The sequence below is a fragment of the Kineothrix alysoides genome, assembly GCF_000732725.1.
In the GTDB taxonomy this organism is placed as follows: domain Bacteria; phylum Bacillota; class Clostridia; order Lachnospirales; family Lachnospiraceae; genus Kineothrix; species Kineothrix alysoides.
In genome coordinates this window covers 668701-686115 of sequence record NZ_JPNB01000001.1, presented here as the reverse complement: position 1 = coordinate 686115, position 17415 = coordinate 668701, and the positions used below count along the sequence as shown (strand labels likewise).

Annotated in this window: 15 protein-coding genes and 1 CRISPR repeat array; of the genes, 1 reads left to right on the top strand and 14 read right to left on the bottom strand. The window is 42.3% G+C overall.

Going from position 1 to position 17415, the window contains the following annotated elements:
* Positions 1-3: 3 nt before the first annotated feature.
* Positions 4-1263: an HD-GYP domain-containing protein gene (locus CC90_RS0103250; RefSeq protein WP_031389396.1), complete on the bottom strand. Its 1260-nt coding sequence runs from the start codon at positions 1261-1263 to the stop codon at positions 4-6.
* A 216-nt stretch (positions 1264-1479) separates the two neighbouring features.
* Here CC90_RS0103250 and CC90_RS0103245 point away from each other — a divergent pair, with 216 nt between their 5' ends.
* Positions 1480-2859 carry an alanine/glycine:cation symporter family protein gene (locus tag CC90_RS0103245; RefSeq protein WP_242843237.1) on the top strand — a complete coding sequence of 460 codons (1380 nt, stop codon included), beginning with the start codon at positions 1480-1482 and terminating at the stop codon, positions 2857-2859.
* 61 nt (positions 2860-2920) lie between these two features.
* Here CC90_RS0103245 and CC90_RS0103240 read toward each other — a convergent pair whose 3' ends face one another.
* The 13 genes from CC90_RS0103240 to cas8c form a co-directional block, all read right to left on the bottom strand.
* Positions 2921-4258 (bottom strand): sensor histidine kinase, encoded by a 1338-nt coding sequence (locus CC90_RS0103240; protein ID WP_031389394.1) that lies wholly within the window; start codon positions 4256-4258, stop codon positions 2921-2923.
* A gap of 28 nt (positions 4259-4286) precedes the next feature.
* Positions 4287-4958, bottom strand: a complete 672-nt coding sequence (locus CC90_RS0103235) for a response regulator transcription factor (protein WP_031389393.1) — start codon at positions 4956-4958, stop codon at positions 4287-4289.
* A 404-nt stretch (positions 4959-5362) separates the two neighbouring features.
* Positions 5363-6025, bottom strand: coding sequence for a phosphate signaling complex protein PhoU (gene phoU, locus CC90_RS0103230; RefSeq protein WP_031389392.1), 663 nt, complete (start codon positions 6023-6025; stop codon positions 5363-5365).
* A gap of 31 nt (positions 6026-6056) precedes the next feature.
* Positions 6057-6815: a phosphate ABC transporter ATP-binding protein PstB gene (gene pstB, locus CC90_RS0103225; RefSeq protein ID WP_031389391.1), complete on the bottom strand. Its 759-nt coding sequence runs from the start codon at positions 6813-6815 to the stop codon at positions 6057-6059.
* 102 nt (positions 6816-6917) lie between these two features.
* Entirely contained in the window at positions 6918-7787 is an 870-nt protein-coding gene (gene pstA / locus CC90_RS0103220) for a phosphate ABC transporter permease PstA (protein ID WP_031389390.1), read from the bottom strand.
* Positions 7780-8718 (bottom strand): phosphate ABC transporter permease subunit PstC, encoded by a 939-nt coding sequence (gene pstC, locus CC90_RS0103215; protein ID WP_031389389.1) that lies wholly within the window; start codon positions 8716-8718, stop codon positions 7780-7782. Before pstC ends, pstA begins: the two co-directional genes overlap by 8 nt.
* A 121-nt stretch (positions 8719-8839) precedes the next feature.
* Complete coding sequence (locus CC90_RS0103210) at positions 8840-9772, bottom strand: phosphate ABC transporter substrate-binding protein (protein WP_031389388.1); 933 nt, start codon at positions 9770-9772, stop codon at positions 8840-8842.
* Positions 9773-10360: 588 nt separating this feature from the next.
* Positions 10361-10984, bottom strand: a complete 624-nt coding sequence (gene nth, locus CC90_RS0103205; RefSeq protein WP_031389387.1) for an endonuclease III — start codon at positions 10982-10984, stop codon at positions 10361-10363.
* 467 nt (positions 10985-11451) lie between these two features.
* A CRISPR array of direct repeats spans positions 11452-12411; the repeat unit is 32 nt; unit sequence ATTTCAATCCACGAGGTCCTGAAGACCTCGAC.
* A gap of 202 nt (positions 12412-12613) precedes the next feature.
* Positions 12614-12904 (bottom strand): CRISPR-associated endonuclease Cas2, encoded by a 291-nt coding sequence (gene cas2, locus CC90_RS0103200; protein WP_031389386.1) that lies wholly within the window; start codon positions 12902-12904, stop codon positions 12614-12616.
* Positions 12905-12913: 9 nt separating this feature from the next.
* A complete protein-coding gene (gene cas1c, locus CC90_RS0103195) occupies positions 12914-13945 on the bottom strand; it encodes a type I-C CRISPR-associated endonuclease Cas1c (RefSeq protein ID WP_031389385.1) in 1032 nt (343 codons plus the stop codon).
* A 12-nt stretch (positions 13946-13957) separates the two neighbouring features.
* Positions 13958-14620, bottom strand: a complete 663-nt coding sequence (gene cas4, locus CC90_RS0103190) for a CRISPR-associated protein Cas4 (RefSeq protein ID WP_031389384.1) — start codon at positions 14618-14620, stop codon at positions 13958-13960.
* Positions 14607-15464: a type I-C CRISPR-associated protein Cas7/Csd2 gene (cas7c, locus tag CC90_RS0103185; RefSeq protein ID WP_031389383.1), complete on the bottom strand. Its 858-nt coding sequence runs from the start codon at positions 15462-15464 to the stop codon at positions 14607-14609. Before cas7c ends, cas4 begins: the two co-directional genes overlap by 14 nt.
* A gap of 108 nt (positions 15465-15572) precedes the next feature.
* A complete protein-coding gene (cas8c, locus tag CC90_RS0103180) occupies positions 15573-17414 on the bottom strand; it encodes a type I-C CRISPR-associated protein Cas8c/Csd1 (RefSeq protein ID WP_242843283.1) in 1842 nt (613 codons plus the stop codon).
* Between the last annotated feature and the right edge of the window lies 1 nt (position 17415).

The following is a 17415-nucleotide window of genomic DNA, read 5'->3' as shown; positions in this document are numbered from 1 at the left end:
CTGCTACTGCATAATTCCTTCAAATTTTTTCCAAATTTCCTCATGCTGCTCTTTTATTTTCAAATAGAGGCCTATGGTCTCATCCTTTTGCTCTTCAAAATCCTTAATAATTTTATCGTAATTTTTTATAAGACAATCTACCACCGGTTTACTGATTTTGTAATTATTCGCTTCATCGCTCAATATCTTCTTGATGGTACTGCTCTCAAAGGAGTCTTTATAACTTCTTTGCCCGTATAAAGCGCTGAGCATATCAGCAACCACAACTATCTTTTGAGGCAGGGTCAAATCCTTTTCGGTAAATCCTCTGTGATACCCTGAGCCGTCCAGCTTTTCATGATGTCTCGCCGCTATTTCCAGCACCTCCGGTCCCACCAGCCCAGAAAGAATCATCTCCGTAATTCTGACGTGTGCCTTCATAACGCGCATATCTTCTTCCGAAAGCTTTCCCGGAGATTCAAGAATATCAATAGGTATCGCTATCTTGCCCAAATCATGCAGCAATGCTCCATAATACATCTGCTCGAGTTCCATCGTCCCAACGCCCATCAGATTTCCTAACTGTCCTGCGAAATTTACCGTTGCCATCGTATGCAGTACGGTATATTCGCTTCTGAAATCTATGGTATACACAAGCATTTCCAAAAGGCCCTTTTTATAGTTCTCCGGCCTTACACAGTGAGACAGCAGCTCGTTTAACTCTCCAAGATATTCTCCGCTGACTAATTTAGAGGTAATCGAAAACTTCTTTTCTGCCTCCAGAAATATGTCCAAGGCCTTCCCCGAAAACTTGATATCCCGATATCTCGTAAAATAATCTGCCTCCATCTCCGTCTTTTCCCGACGCATAAAGCTGTCCATTTTGTCCGCCAGCGCTAAGCACGCCGTCACATGCTCGTACTTCATCTTTATCAGTCCGTAGCGCTCGTAATCCAAGTGATGATAAAGCACGACCTCCGCCCCTTCCTCCATAGGAGAAAGATATTTCAAAAACAGAAAACCGTATATGGAATGAGACCATGTGTTTTTCAGTTCGAAATCTGCCACATTATCCAGACCGTCTACTCTGTACAGCCCTATATCGTGAAGCATCCCAAGCATCGTATATTCGAGCATCTCCTGCTCGGTATATTCCTGCTCATATTCAAGCATTTTATATAAGATGTAGCCTACGATTTCACCATGAGTCATGATATTGGTATTCAAAATGCTCAGTGTCTTCCGAATAATCGTAATTACATTCTGGCTGCTTATTATACCCATTTATTTATCTCCTGTTGTTCCTTCAACAAAAACCTTTATCTTATCACTATCTTACCATAATATCAAAAGGGAACATATATTACAAGCCACTCTTATATATTAGAATTAAGTATAGAAACAAGGTAGTTACTGTTCACACAGCGGATTAACACTTGCTGTTAAGCTGCGTAAGAACGTGATGCAAGAGATGATTTCTGCTTCGCGCAGCGAATTTAAATGCAGAAATTATATGTTACTGAGAACGGAGTGAATAGTAACACAAGGTATCCCCGCGTGAAAATCATATCCACCATTAACAACTTTTTATGGAGCTATCCTCTTTTGTTCCTTTTAATGGGAACACATTTATTCTTCACGCTGAAGCTTCGCATCCCTCAGCGCCACATAGGAAAAGCGCTCCGCCTCTCCATTTCCCCCGAAACCGGCGATGCTTCCAAGCCTTCCCGCAACCTTTCCTCTTTCGGCGCTCTCGCAACTACCCTTGCCGCCACACTCGGCACCGGCAACATCATCGGCGTTTCCACCGCGGTGGCCTTAGGCGGCCCCGGAGCTGTCTTCTGGTGTTGGCTGACGGGTATTCTCGGCATGGCTACTTCTTATGCCGAATGCTATCTGAGTATGCTCTTTCGGGAAAAAGATGCGCAGCAAATCTATATCGGCGGTCCGATGTATGTTCTAAAAAACGGTTTACATAATAAGCATTTGGCAAAGTTTTACGCATTGTGTACGATATGCGCTGCTTTCGGTGTCGGCTGCACCACACAAGCCAACTCCCTGACCCAGACTACCTCCTCCACATGGGGACTTTCCCCTCACATTGTAGGAATCGCTGCCGCTTTCCTCGTAGGCCTGGTCATTCTGGGAGGCATTCGTTCCATCGGAAACATATGTATGAAGCTCGTTCCTGCTCTCGGTTTTCTTTACATAGGAAGCTGCTTTGTCTTGCTGTTCCTGAATAAAGACGCTCTATGGGATGCTATCCTCGTAATCTTGGAGCATGCCCTCATGCCAAATGCAGTTTTGGGAGGCGTCGCCGGATATTCCTTAAAACATGCCGCCAGATATGGAATCGCAAGAGGATTGTTTACAAACGAAGCTGGCATAGGAACTTCCGCCATCGCCGCGGCTTCCTCCGCCTCGGAAAACCCTTCCAGACAAGCGTATGTATCTATGACTGCCGTCTTCTGGGATACAGTAGTCATGTGCCTGCTCACCGGCCTCGTCATCATCGCCAACATGCTGAAACACCCGGAATCACTTATTGGAGTGAACGAAGCAGGGCTTGCTGATGCTGCGTTCTCCTATCTTCCCGTAGGAGGAAATACCTTTCTCTCCCTATCCCTCGCAGCTTTTGCCATCACTACCTTAATCGGCTGGTCATATTTCGGGGAAAAAGCAATGGAGTTTCTTTGGGGTACAAAAAGCATTTCCTTATACAAGCTCCTCTATATCGTTATGATTTACATAGGTGCCGTCATACCGCTAAACGTCGTATGGGAATGCACCGACCTCATAAATGCTATGATGGTCCTCCCCAACGTGCTGGCTCTATTTTTCCTTAAGGACCGCATATCGGCAAACCTGCCGCCTCATTAGTAAAAACATAAAAAAAAATGCGTTCCGCCGCAGTCCTTACAACCCGGCAAACGCATTTTTATTAAACTTTTTCATTTTCCGCACATGCAAAAGCAACTGATATTCTCGTTCCCTTTCCCACTTCGCTTTCCAACTTCATTTCTGCTTCGTTCTTCGCTACGATATGTTTTACTATGGCAAGTCCCAGTCCCGTGCCTCCGGTAGATTTGGAGCGGCTCTTATCTACCCTGTAAAAGCGCTCGAAAATCCTTTCCTGATGTTCTTTAGGAATTCCGATTCCCGTGTCTGCAACAGTGAGCACCGCCTTCCCGTCTATAGGCTCCACCGTAACCATAACTCTTCCACCCTTATTGTTATAACGGATAGCGTTGTCGCATAGATTATATACCAGCTCCTCAAGCATCTGCTTCTCGGAACGGACCATGCAGGTAATACCTCGAAACAGCAGGATTACCTCGTGGTTCTCCGCATTGATTTGAAGCATATTGACACAAGTCCGCGCAATTTCAGACAGGTTCAGCATCTCAAAAGGCTCCTCTCTGTCCACTACGTCCAGCTCAGATAAGCGAATCACATCGTTGATCAGCGTCAGCAGCCGGTTGGAATTGTGATGAATCTTTCTGGCAAATCTCACCACATCCTGATCCGATGCCATGCCGCTTTCAATCAGCTCCGAATATCCTAAAATGGAAGTGAGCGGAGTCTTTAACTCATGGGAAACATTCGCGGTAAACTCCTGCCTCATTCCGGCATTTTTTAAAATATTCTCGTGCTGATTTTTTATTGTAGCCACAAACGGCGCCAGTTCCTCATAGGTTTCCAATGCATCCAAATGCTCTACGTTCCTGGCGACCTTTTCTATCGGTTCGATCAATATTTTCGTCAGCACATGAGCGACTGCCACACAAAAAAGGATAATAAGCACCATCATTGCAATAATAGCCGGCAGAGCTCCGGCAAAAATACTCCATATACTGTCCGCTTCCTTCGCCACGCGGATTACGTTACCATCCTCTATCCGAATGGCATAATAAAAGGTGCTCTTCCCCATAGTAGAGGATCTCCTCACAGCCTGTCCTTCTCCCTCGGCAAAGGTCTGTATGATTTCCGGCCGGTTCGCATGGTTGTCCATTTTTTCTGCATCCGCATCGCTTTCATACAATACATCGCCGTTCTCATCCACCACGGTAATCCTTACCTTATCCTTCTTGGAATCATATTTTTTCTCCATAAGATCGGACAAAGCATCAGTATCCTCCAATAGATGAGCATAGGTCTTTAAGTCTTCCATGATCTGCTTTTTGAATAGGTCGTAACAGATAGCGGCCACCAAGGCCATCGTAGAAAAAACAGCGATCATCGCAATCAGTATCAATTGAAAATTAATTTTTTTCTTCATATTCTATACCCATAAGCATTTGATGAGCTTACGTCGTAAACATATAGCCTACGTTACGAACGGTCTTTATCATGCTCCCGGCTTCCTTTAATTTCTGGCGCAGTGTCTTGATGTGCATATCCAGTGTTCTGGATTCTCCCTCGAAATCCGTTCCCCATATTTTTTCCAGAATCAGATCTCTGGGCGTGACGATGCCCGCATTATTCATCAAGAGCTTTAACAGCTCATACTCCTTATAAGTCAGCTCGCAAGGAATACCGTCGGCGGTTACCATATGCTTCTCCTCGTCTAGGCAGACTTTTCCGATGTACAGAATTTTTTCCTCATTCTTATTGCTTCTCCTAAGCAGGGCTTTTACCCTGGATATGAGCTCCATCACTCCGAAGGGCTTCGCCATATAGTCATCTGCGCCGATATCTAGCCCCTTTACCTTGTCTATCTCGGAAGTCTTGGCCGTAACGAGAATGATGGGAATATCCTTCGTCTCTATACCGGAACGCAGCTTTCTTACGATATCCAGACCGTCCTCATCGGGCAGCATAATATCGAGCAAAATAATATCCGGTTTTTTTTCTTCCATTTCCTGATAAAATTCCTTCGCGCATTCGAAATCTTTAATCTCGTATCCCGTATTTCTCAGCGCAAACACTTCGATTTCCCTTATGTTCTTATCATCTTCCACCACATAAATAAGCGCCATCTCAATCACCTGCCCCATCTGTTTCATCATTATACTCATTTTACAATACCGGCGTGAAATTAAAAACCCCTTTATGTAAAATCTATATCAAATTTATTACAGTTCGTTACTGTTCACTCCGTTCACAGTAACGCATGATTTCTGCATGCAGATTCGCTACGCGAAGCAGAAATCATCTCTTGAATCATATTCTTACGTAGCTTAACAGCAAGTGTTAAGCTACTGCATGAACAGTAACTACAGTTCAGACTTTGGCTAAACCGCAACATGTATGCACACAAAATGCTACAAAACCTTATTTTTGTGCTTGCAGCCCTCGCAGCATTGCATAGAGATGCAATGTTGTTTTCGCGGTATGGAAGGCGAACTTCAACTCAATTTTAACTCTAAAAGAAGCATGTGCCTTATAACAGCCTCGTATCCCCTATTTCTCCCGTTTCCTGAAATAGTTCCCACTCAGCGATATTTACCGCATGGTCACCGATTTTTTCCAAATATTTAGCAATCATGAGCACATCGATACATTCGTCCGCATTTTTTGTCTCTTTCTTCAAATATTCTATCAAATCCTGTTTTACTTTATTAAAAAGGTCATCCACGATGTCATCACTCTCAATGACATCCTTGGCTGCTTCTTCATTTCTGCTCACAAAGGCCTCTATCGCTGCCCGAATCATTTCCTTCGCCGCTTTTACCATAGGCTCCAAATGCCCCGAATAGGAAGAAAGCGGATTCATATTCAGCCGAATCAGCAACTCCGCGATGTCGGAGACATGATCCCCTACCCTTTCGATATCCGTAACCACTTTAAGACTCGCCGTAATCGTCCTAAGGTCTCTCGCCACCGGCTGCTGCTTCGCAATAAGGGACAAACATCTGGATTCGATATTTCTTTCCATCTCGTTTACCACACGGTCACTTTTTAAAATTCTATATATTTCCTCCTCATTCCTGCACTCCAGGGCAAGAAACAGCTCCGCATAGGTCTCCTCTACACGAAGGCCCATGGTCGTTACATTATCTTTTAATTCCTTTAACTCATGCTCAAATACTGTTCTAGGTGACATATTGTTTATCCTCTCTTCTCTTTCTTTATCATCAACCAAATCTGCCGGTAATATAGTCTTCTGTCCTCTTATCCGAAGGCCTTGAAAAAATATTGTCCGTGGTAGCGAATTCCACCACTTCTCCCACAAGAAAAAACGCAGTATAATCGGATACTCTGGCCGCCTGCTGCATATTGTGAGTCACTACCACCACCGTATATTTCTTCTTAAGCTCTTCCATCAGTTCTTCCACCTTCAGCGTGGAAATAGGATCCAGCGCGGAGGTCGGCTCATCCATTAAAAGCACCTCCGGCTCTACAGCTAATGCCCTCGCAATACATAGCCTCTGCTGCTGCCCGCCGGACAAACCCAGTGCCGACTTTTTTAAACGATCCTTTACTTCATCAAAAATTGCGGCTCCCCGCAGGCTGTTTTCAACAATTTCGTCCAATTTAGTTTTACTCTTAATTCCATGTACCCTTGGCCCATAAGCAATATTATCATAAATGCTCATCGGGAACGGATTGGGCTGCTGGAATACCATGCCGATTTTTTTACGAAGCAGCGTCGTATCTACCTTGGGATCGTAAATATTTTCTCCGTCCAAAGACACTGTTCCTTCGATGCGCACGCTGTCTATCAAATCATTCATTCTGTTGAGGCTCTTTAAAAATGTGGATTTGCCGCAGCCTGACGGACCGATAAAGGCTGTTATCGCATTCGCTTTGATATCCATATCTACATCCTTCAAAGCGTGGTTATCACCATAATATAAATTCAGCTTCCTCGTGCTGATTTTGCTGTTTTCCATACTTTTCTCCATAATTTCTTCCTTTTATCCTTTCAAAAATCTTATCTTACGCCCGCAGTGCACCGCGTTTACCGGTAAGCTCCGTTCACCGGCACATTGCACTCATCGAGCGGTATTCACATCGAATTTCTTCGCCAGATATTTGGTCAGGAAATTAATGCCTAACACAATGATCAAAAGTACTGCCGCAATTCCGAACGCCACGTCGTATTGGGCTTTGGACATGCTTAAATACAACTGGATCGTAAGGGTACCTCCCGATTGCATGACCTTATCGATCAGTCCCATACCCGCCTTCGGCAGCAAGTAGCCGCTTCCCGCCGTAAAAAGGAGCGCTGCGGATTCTCCCACGATTCTTCCGATTGCCAGAATGATACCAGTAATAATCCCAGGCATTGCGGAGGGCAGTAAAATCGTTCTTATCATATACCATTTGGCTGCGCCCATAGCAAGCGCACCGCTTCTGTAGCTGTCCGGAACTGTCTTTAACGCTTCCTGCGTATTTCTCGTAATCAAGGGTAGTATCATCAGCGTAAGCGTAAGCGCTCCCGTCAAAACGGAATAGCCCAGGCCTAACGCATTTCCGAAAAACACCATACCGAACAGGCCAAATATAATGGAAGGGATTCCGGAAAGGGTTTCTGTCGTAAATTCTATGGCTCTTACCAGGCGTCCCGGCTTTGCATATTCGTTCAGATATATGGCGGAGCCAATTCCAAGCGGTGTTGCCATAAGCAGAGTAATCGCAATAATATATAAAGTATTTACAATATTTCCCGCTATGCCCACAGTTCCTTTCAGACTGCTGGTCACGGACGTCAAAAAGCTCCAATTGACCGTTCTTATCCCTTTAAAAAATACATAGCCGATGATTCCTATTAAAAGCAGCACAGAAAAAAAAGCAGAAATATAAATTAGTATGCGCAGAATCGTATCTGAAATTCTCTTTCTTTTTATCGTAAGGCTATTCATTGTTTTTCTCTCCCTTTTTCAAGATTCTCGTCAGGGTTACATTGATCAGCATGATAAAGACAAACAGCACTAAGCCTATCGTAAATAATACCTGCCTGTGTACATCTGCCGCATATCCCATCTCACTTACGATTGCTGTGGTAAGAAAACGTACCGAGTTGAACGGAAGAGGTATATTTACCGAGCTTCCCGACACGAGACTTATAGCCATCGCTTCGCCGATTGCGCGGCCCACGCCGAGCACAATGGCAGTAATAATTCCTGATTTCGCTGCAGGCAAAATCACCTTGAATATTGTCTGTATTTGAGAAGCTCCTACCGCAAGCGACGCTGCTTTCAGATAGTCAGGCACCGATTTAATCGCTGATTCGCTTATGTTAATGACAGTAGGAAGAATCATAATCGCCAGAACAATTACTGCCGATACCAGATTAGCGCCTCCGGTAAACTGGTGGGTATCGGAACCTTCAAATATTTTCAACTCCAATTTATACATAATAGGATTCAAGATCATCAGACCCAGAAGTCCGTATATTACCGAAGGAATACCCGCCAGCAGCTCCACCGCAGGCTTTACCAGAGCCGCCAATTTCTTAGGCGCGATTTCTGCCAGAAAAATAGACGTAAAAACCCCGATGGGAACTCCTATAAAAACAGCCAGAGCCGTACCCACTATGGAAGTGAGGATAATATATAAAATGCCGAAGGAGGCTTCTGCTGCCGTAGGCTTCCACACTGTTCCGAATAAAATATTCGTAAGTCCTACCTTAAACAGCGCAGGCGTTCCGTTAAAAATCATATAAGCAGTAATAGACACTACGGCCAATACTGCCATAAAAGCGCAAATAGTAAAAATAATTTGCGCTGTTTTTTCCACTCTAGATTTGTTTGCATTATTTCCTATAATTGTGAAGGATTTCTGATTGCTCATATCTTCTCCCTATTTCATACGACTTTCCGGCATGCTGCATTCCTGTTTCTTTTACCGGATTGTGGGTACGAGGAAAACCCCGTACCCATTATACAAATCACTTTTTATCTTTTGCCATTTATTAGTCCGGTAATATGAGGCCCGCGCCGGTAATTACTTCTTTACCTTCGTCGGAAGCTAAAAATCCGAATAATGCCTGCACCAGATCATTCTGTTCTGAAATCTCACCTTTCGTAGCCATTACAAAGGGTCTGCTCAATAAATAACTGCCTGCTTTGATGTTTTCCGGCGTAGCTGCTACATCGTCCAGTGAAAGGGCGATTACTGTATCATCCAATACATCCAGGGATACATAACCTATCGCTCCCGGGGTCGATGCTACTTTTGCCATTACAGCTCCCGTGCTGTCCAACTCGCTCGCATATGCGCAAGCATCCTCAATTTCAAGAAGTTCTTCGAAAGCTCCTCTTGTTCCGGAACCGGCTTCACGTCCAACAACTACAATAGGTGCATTGGCTCCGCCTACTTCACTCCAATTTCTTGTTTCTCCTTTGTAGATGCTGATCAATTGATCTTTAGTAAGTCCTGCTACCGTATTTGCAGGGTCAACTACTACTGCGATACCATCAATTGCAACAATATTTTCAACTACACCTGCTTCTTTTTCACTGTCTTTCAGTGCTCTGGAGGAATTTCCAATATCTACGCTGCCTGCTGTTACCGCTTCGATGCCTGCGGAAGAACCAGTAAATTCAGGTGTTACCGTTACTCCGGGGTATTTCGCCATAAAACTTTCAGCTACCGCATTTGCAAGTTTCTCCATGGAGGTACTTCCTGACATGGAAATCGTACCGCTCAAATCTTCTGTTTCTTCCGCCGGGGCTGCCTCATCTGCAGGAGCTGCCTGTGTTTCCTCCGCCGGTGCCGCTTCTGTCTGTACATCTGTTTCCGGTACTGTGGACTCTACTGTCTGACTGCCGCAAGCTGTAAGAGCACCTACTGTCAATATCGCCGCTCCGATGAGGGCTAAAGTCTTCATTGTCCTGTTCTTCATTTTTTCATTCTCCTCTTTATATATTTTTTACAGCCTTGGCCATTTCTACTTTCAAAATGGCTTCTGAGGTCATCTCCAGCATATGTAAGCCTTTCCTCATGTCTGTAATACGAGCATAACACACAAAAAAAATACCAAATATCATGCTTTGGTAATTTGTATGTAAGTTTTATGTAAAATAATTTTTCGAAAAAAAATGAAATTATTACAAGAATTTTTACTTTTTCTCATTTTACGGGAAGCAGTTCGCATCGCTGATTTTCATTTATTTTGCAGTAGTCTCTTAATAGAACAAAAGTATACTTCGCACTCTCTCGCAGCACAATACATCAACTGCACAGCTTTTATTCCGCATACATAGCTGCGCATCTATCTTTCTATAATAGGAGCTCTTTCCTATTTTAAAGAACAAAAATGTACTTCATTCACTTACACAGTCAGGCACTTCGACAGCAAAGCTTTTATTCCGTGCGTGTAGTTATGCATCCATTTTTATGTAATAGGAACACTTTCTTATTACATAAAAAATTCAGGATTATGCTTCTATGAACATAATCCTGAATTTTTTAAAACAGTTCCCTTGTTTCTTTAAAGGTTCTTTTCACACCACTTTTCTAAGATGCAGTTGTTACAATGACTTTTTCGCGCTGTGCAGATACTTCTTCCATGATATATGAGTTGAAAATTAATACGGTTCCAGTGCTCTTTCGGCAAAGCCTTCATCAATTCCTGCTCGACCTGCACCGGATTTTTTCCTTTGGCCCAGCCTATTCTCTTGGAAATGCGAAACACATGTGTGTCTACCGTTACACCCGGTATTTCATAAGCATCCGCCAAAAATAAGGTCGCAGTCTTCCTTCCGACCCCTGTCAAGGCCGTAAGTTCCTCAATCGTTACCGGAACTTTCCCGGCATGCTGCTGCAGTAATTGCTCACAGCACTTTTTCATATTTTTTGCTTTTACCTTATATAATCCGACACTCTTTATCGAATTCTCAATTTCTTCAACCGGTGCATCCACAATCTTCTTCATATCGGGAAAGGTATTCCACAAATCCGGAAGCGCCTCGTCCACCTGCTTATCTGTACTTTGGGCACTCAGCATAATCGCGATTAATAGCTGCCAGTCTGTTTCATGAACAAAGCCCTCCTTGGTCACTCCATACTCTTTGTCCAAAGCTTCCAGTATTTGTTTTGTCTTTTGTTTTGTCATTTTATTCGTCTCCCGTTTTGCTATTAGATGTTTTATAACGGTTATGTCTTTAGAAAAAACTACTAATGTTTTTCACCAGTATTATCCAACAAATGATATACGCTATTGTAACATCAACACGATTAAGTTGAAATAATGAAAAATGAATTAGAAAAATTCATTTATAGTTCTACCAATCTGTTATTTGGGAAAAATATCTTAAGGGCAATTCCAATTATTTAATAATCTACCTCTTTATTATACCTTCACTGCTTGGTTTCCTCAATCCTTATGTATTACAATCCATAAAATCTCATAGACCAAGACTACCGGCAATCCAGACTAGCTCGAATTAGTGCAGATTTCAGTCCGCGCAGTCCGGGAACCTCGGCATACAAAGGCTTTACTTCCTCAAACGCCTTGTTATTTCAATCCACGAGGCCCTGAACCTCGACAAGGGCTTACACCTGCGGTTACCATGTCAACGAATTTCAATCCACGAGGTCCTGAAGACCTCGACGTGCTACTACGGTTCCTCCACCTATGACACGAAGATTTCAATCCACGAGGTCCTGAAGACCTCGACGTGTGCACTTTGGTCGGTGTTTTATTGTCCATACTATTTCAATCCACGAGGTCCTGAAGACCTCGACATGGCCTATGCCCCTAAGGTCTTGCAGGTCATGTCATTTCAATCCACGAGGTCCTGAAGACCTCGACTGGTGGTAAAAAAGCTCTAAGAAATAAGATATTAATTTCAATCCACGAGGTCCTGAAGACCTCGACCCGGCAAAGCGTTTACTCTTGACACTGATACAACGATTTCAATCCACGAGGTCCTGAAGACCTCGACGTGCAGTGGGTAGCGCAGATAGCCGGTATGAATGCAAATTTCAATCCACGAGGTCCTGAAGACCTCGGCAATGCAGCCTTTTACATACATATAACGGCAAGGATTTCAATCCACGAGGTCCTGAAGACCTCGACAGCAATATTAAGAGATACACCGATTTTTATTTTAATTTCAATCCACGAGGTCCTGAAGACCTCGACATGCATCTTTAACAAGAGATAAAAATGTAATGAGATTTCAATCCACGAGGTCCTGAAGACCTCGACTCCCAACGTAAGTGTACGCCCTACAGTTATCATGATTTCAATCCACGAGGTCCTGAAGACCTCGACAAATCTATATTAATCCTGGTGGAATTGGAAAGAAATTTCAATCCACGAGGTCCTGAAGACCTCGACGACCATTTACGCCAGCAACACCTTGAGGGCCAGATTTCAATCCACGAGGTCCTGAAGACCTCGACATTCATGTTCCCCCTTTGCTTTCAGTTCGTCATGATTTCAATCCACGAGGTCCTGAAGACCTCGACTCCATTCCCTTAAAGATTATTCTGCTACCATTAGATTTCAATCCACGAGGTCCTGAAGACCTCGACAGCAAAAGTATACATATTGTACCTATGTACAAATATAAATATTGTACTACCTGTACAAATTCAAATACTTTTCAATAAACAAATAAACTTCTTTTCCAAAAATCCTTATTAAAACAAGTGCGAATCTCTCAGTAAATTCATGTACACTTTACATTCGCACAGCATAAATATAGCACAAACAGGAAGTACAAATTTATCCCGGCTAAACAATTAAAGGGCCTTCCATATCGAAAGACTTTTTAGCTCCAATATGTTCAACTTTGTTGGCATAATTATTGCCAAGATAATAGAATCTCAAGCTATCCTTATCTTCGTCGATAATTTGCTCTAAAATATGCTTTACTTCCCTACATTTGCCAGAATCCATAATACATTCAAATACTGAATTTTGTACTCTCTGTCCGTAATTGACACACTGTTTGGCAACTTTCCTCAATCTAGCTCGTCCTTCTGCCGTTTCCGTATTCACATCATATGTTATCAGTATAAGCACCATTCTCACCTACTTCCACATAAACGGAGGGTATCCGTCCAAGTCTCCTCTTATATAGCGAGCGAGCAACATAGCTTGTACGTAAGGTACAAGTCCCCATTCTATTGTTTCGTTTAGGAATGGATGTTTTATCTTTTCCTGCTTGCGCTCCTGCCAGTACCTAAGTATTTCCTTCCTCGTTTCGTTCGTCATAAAGACTGCACCATTTTCTTGTTTTTCAAATCCTTTTTCATTTATAATCCTTTTATTAATCAGCGAAATCACAAAACGATCCGCATAAAAAGGACGTAATTCTTCCATCATGTCCAACGCGAGCGAAACTCTTCCAGGACGGTCCGTATGAAGAAATCCTACAAAAGAATCTAAACCGACACTTTCCAAGGCTGAAGCTACGTCATATGTCAATAGAGTATAGGCAAATGATAGCAGTGCATTTACATTATCTAGGGGAGGTCTTTTATTTCTTCCACTAAATAGGAAGGCTTCCTTTTGCTGTAATATCAGCTCATTAAATATTGAAAAATATCTTGAGGCTGCTTCCCCTTCATATCCACGCAAAGAATCTAGATTATTCACATTTTTAATCAGATCCAAGCTCGATGCCATCTGTTCGGAACTTAACTTTAACTTTTCGCAGTCGATCCTTGCCGCATGGTCCCTAATTGCCCTATCAATTACATGTTTACAATTGTACACCTTTCCCAGAATACAGTTTTTTGCAATACCCAATGCTTTTAGTTCTTCATCCGCAATACGATATTGTTCTCTGCGTAAAATTACATTTCCCCTTGTTTTACCAACTACTCGCGCCAAAAACCTTCCTTGTGCCGTAAGAAATGTAAGGGCAATATTTTCTTCTGCACATTTTCCCATTAAAGCAGGGCTTGCCCCTGCATAACCAAAAGTAATAATACCCTCCAGATTATGCAGAGGTACCCGTATCTTCGTTTCGTCATTCTTTAACACTACTATATTTTCTCCATCCAGCGAAAGATAAGCATCCGGCGTAGTAATATACAGTATATTCAGCAACTTTCTCATAGAAAATCCCTTTCATGTTTCTTTCAAATTATTTTCCATATAGGTTTTTACAGAACTGATTTTACTAAGCTTAGGCAGGCAAATCTCTGATAGAGAGCAAGACTGACATGCTTTCGTAGGCTTTGCCTTGGGTGTATGCCGGCGTTCATAATATTCATGCATCTTCATAAAGGAGTCTGTTACTCTCTTTCGAATTTCTTTGTCGAATAAAACTTCTAATCTCCTTCTCGTTTCACCATAGTATAAGTATCCCTTTTCTATTTCACACACGAGCATCTCCTCCAAACAAATTGCCTGTGCGCATAATTGCAAGACATCCGCATCGTGTTCCTTAGGTTTTCCTCTTTTATACTCAATCGGTACAACGTTATATCGTCCTTCATAATTCTGCAAAGTAATCCCGCCCTCAACGGCATGAAATTCCACTACATCACAATTCCCACTAATACCTAGCGTGCGAGAAAATACAGGCATTCCCCGTGTAATCAAAATATTCTTTCTTTTCTCTGTCATTTCACCATTATGTGCGTTCTCATGCAATATATTTCCGTCAATAGTAAAATAATTTTCTTTCCACTGCTGTTCTATATGTATCAGAGCCCACTGTCTGGGACAAAAAGCATAATGCTGAATGCCAGAAAGCATTAGAAAATCTTCTTCTCTATAATCCTTCATATATTTCAGGCTCCAAGCCCTCCAGATTATGAAGCGTTATTTCATAACTATCGATGCTTCTCGGTGCCGTTCCCGGATTCACCTCTTTTACATCCAGCGTTCTATGTACCTTTGCAGATGAGTACTGCCCTATCTGACAATTATGCTTCCACCAATACAGCCTATGTACCTCCATGCTTCCATCCGGACGCGCGGAAGAACTATCATTGATAAACAATGTCCGAAGCGCCTGCTTAATTTTCTCTGCATCCTCATCAGAAAAACCTGTTTTTTCTGCGAGCTGGTGATTAATGCTTCCCTTCACCATGTATAAACCGAATTCTATTCGATGTTTCATTCCCATTGTGTCTGATGATTTCTTTCCATCTTTACTCGGTTCGCTATTGGTGCTCTTGGTAATTTGAGTGTCTACAATTTCTATTGGTGAGATGCTAAACGCCGGATGAATAGAAACCGGACCTCTCACTCCAACAGAAACACTTTCATCCTTAAACGCGAATACCTGTCCAAAGCTTCTTACATCTATCCACTTCCCACACGCTGCTGCCGCATATTCCTCCTTGTCCTTTTTCTTTTGAGCCGCCGCAAGTTCCTGACAATTCTTTGCCCGCTCACTCAAACTTTTATACTCATCGCTACGTCTCTCGTCAGATTGTACAAATATTTCCTCTCCCATATCCTGAAGTCGGTTTCTTATTTTACGTTTAATACATACATCTGAAATTTCTCCCAGACCATCATAATCTTCTCTCGGGCGGTTTCCATTTAATGGATCTCCATTTGGATTAGCTCTATTTACGGTAATTAACATTGCAAAATCTATTTTATTCGTAAAAGTATTCATATTATGTACCTAACCTTTCCTATAATCATGACATAGTCTGTCTTAATGTAATATGTCTTGATTTACTATTATGTATTGTGTGTCCTATCACTTTATAGATTTATGGTTTCATTCTTCTTCATTTATGTCTTTATGGCTTGTATATAGATAGCTCAGCTCACAATTATAACCAATTAAATATTGTTCATTTAATCGTCCTTTTTCCGATACAACTTTAGGATTCATTAAATCACAGATTTGCTGAATTTCTTTTTGATAAAAAGTCTGTGCTTTAACACTTAATTTTTTCCTGTAGCTATCCAGCAGCCTCCCATAGATAAGCATCCATGTTCTATTCGGATTTTGTACCATTCGGTTCCTATATCTATCCGCATTTGTATCCCGTTTCCCCTTTTCTTCATCCGTGTAAGTATCATACTCCATCTTATGGGCAACCGCCAGCAGCCGGCCATAAAGGTAATCTATGTCTTCACTATTTCGGTCTAACGCCATTATATTTTCACCCTTATCCTTTCCATATTTTTTGTTTAACAGTGCACATGTGATATCCATTATCTTATTCCGATTTCTCGTGTTATACGCGAGAGGATTATTTGCGCGTTCTACCGCCGCACACATAATATCCTCCGGAATTTTTTTTCCGTCGATGATACATGGAAAAAGGCGCTCTATTGTAATATTCTTTAACTTATCATCCACTGACAATTTTTCGTTTTGCTCATGTCCATAAGCAATCTTTACAATATCCTCTACTGTAGGCGCCATCACGACCGGTTTCCCGTTTTTATCTCTGCGATACCGCATCGACCAAATACAGGAGGTATGCCAATCAATTAGTTTCTGCAAAAAAGTGGAGCCCATTATCTTTCGGTAATAAGTAATAGAAAGCCGTCCCGGGGTAGCTGCATCCATAACCATCACTACGATATCTGCATTTTTATTGTCCAAATCACAGTATTTCCCTTTAATAGCCTCACGTACCTTATACGCATAAGAAGCAGAAAAGTCGGTCTCTGTCTCCTCCTTGAAATATCCGTAAGTATCTTCCCACCAGTTGGGCACCTCTTTCATCTCCGGATTCCATACTACGATGGCCCTATCGTTCCTCCGGTATCCTTGCCGCTCAATTAGCCATTTCAAAGCATTATGAGCCTTTTGTGACGGAATATATCCTAAGGATAATGCTTCTTCACGTCCTGTAAATCTTCCCCTGTATGTAAATCCGCTGGTATCATTGGCCGATATCAATTTTGCCTTATCTGCGCTATTACGAATTTTAGATGGCTGCTTGTCCGAACAGGGTATTTGCTTACCTGTTATGTAGTCCAAATCGGTTTTCGTTATTTTAGTTAAATAATATCTAATATAATCATCATAGACTTCGGATTCCTTCCATATCTCTCCTATTCCGCTTCCCACCTTTGGATCTGTCCGTATGCGAAACCTAACGAAGGCCTCAGACTGTGCCACATTTCCCACCTTAACGGAGTCATCAATTTTATTTTCCACATTAAGAACGAGGATACCAGTCTTTACCAAGTCTTCTATTAAGGTCTTCATTTTCAGATAGTGATATACTGCTTCAATATAAGGGTGGCAGCCGAACAGATACCAGTCATCAAGTTGTTTAATATAGGCATCAAAAAACTCTTGCGTTTTCCCATCGCAGAAATCTGTATAATCGCCCGCGATATAGCAAAGTTTATCAAAAAGCGGATGAGGAGTAATACCGCTGGAACGACTTCCAGAATCTTCCGTAACCGGAATAATAGTAACACCCTCTCCTTTACCTAAGATTCTGGCATCACAAAATTCCCCTTTTACATCTATCGTAACCTCTATCTGAGCATTTTGCGTAGAATGAGCAATCGGCAGCAAAATTGTTCCCGTATCATCCTCTTTTCCTACAAAATCCGATGCCTTTTCATATGTATTACATAATTCCTGCATC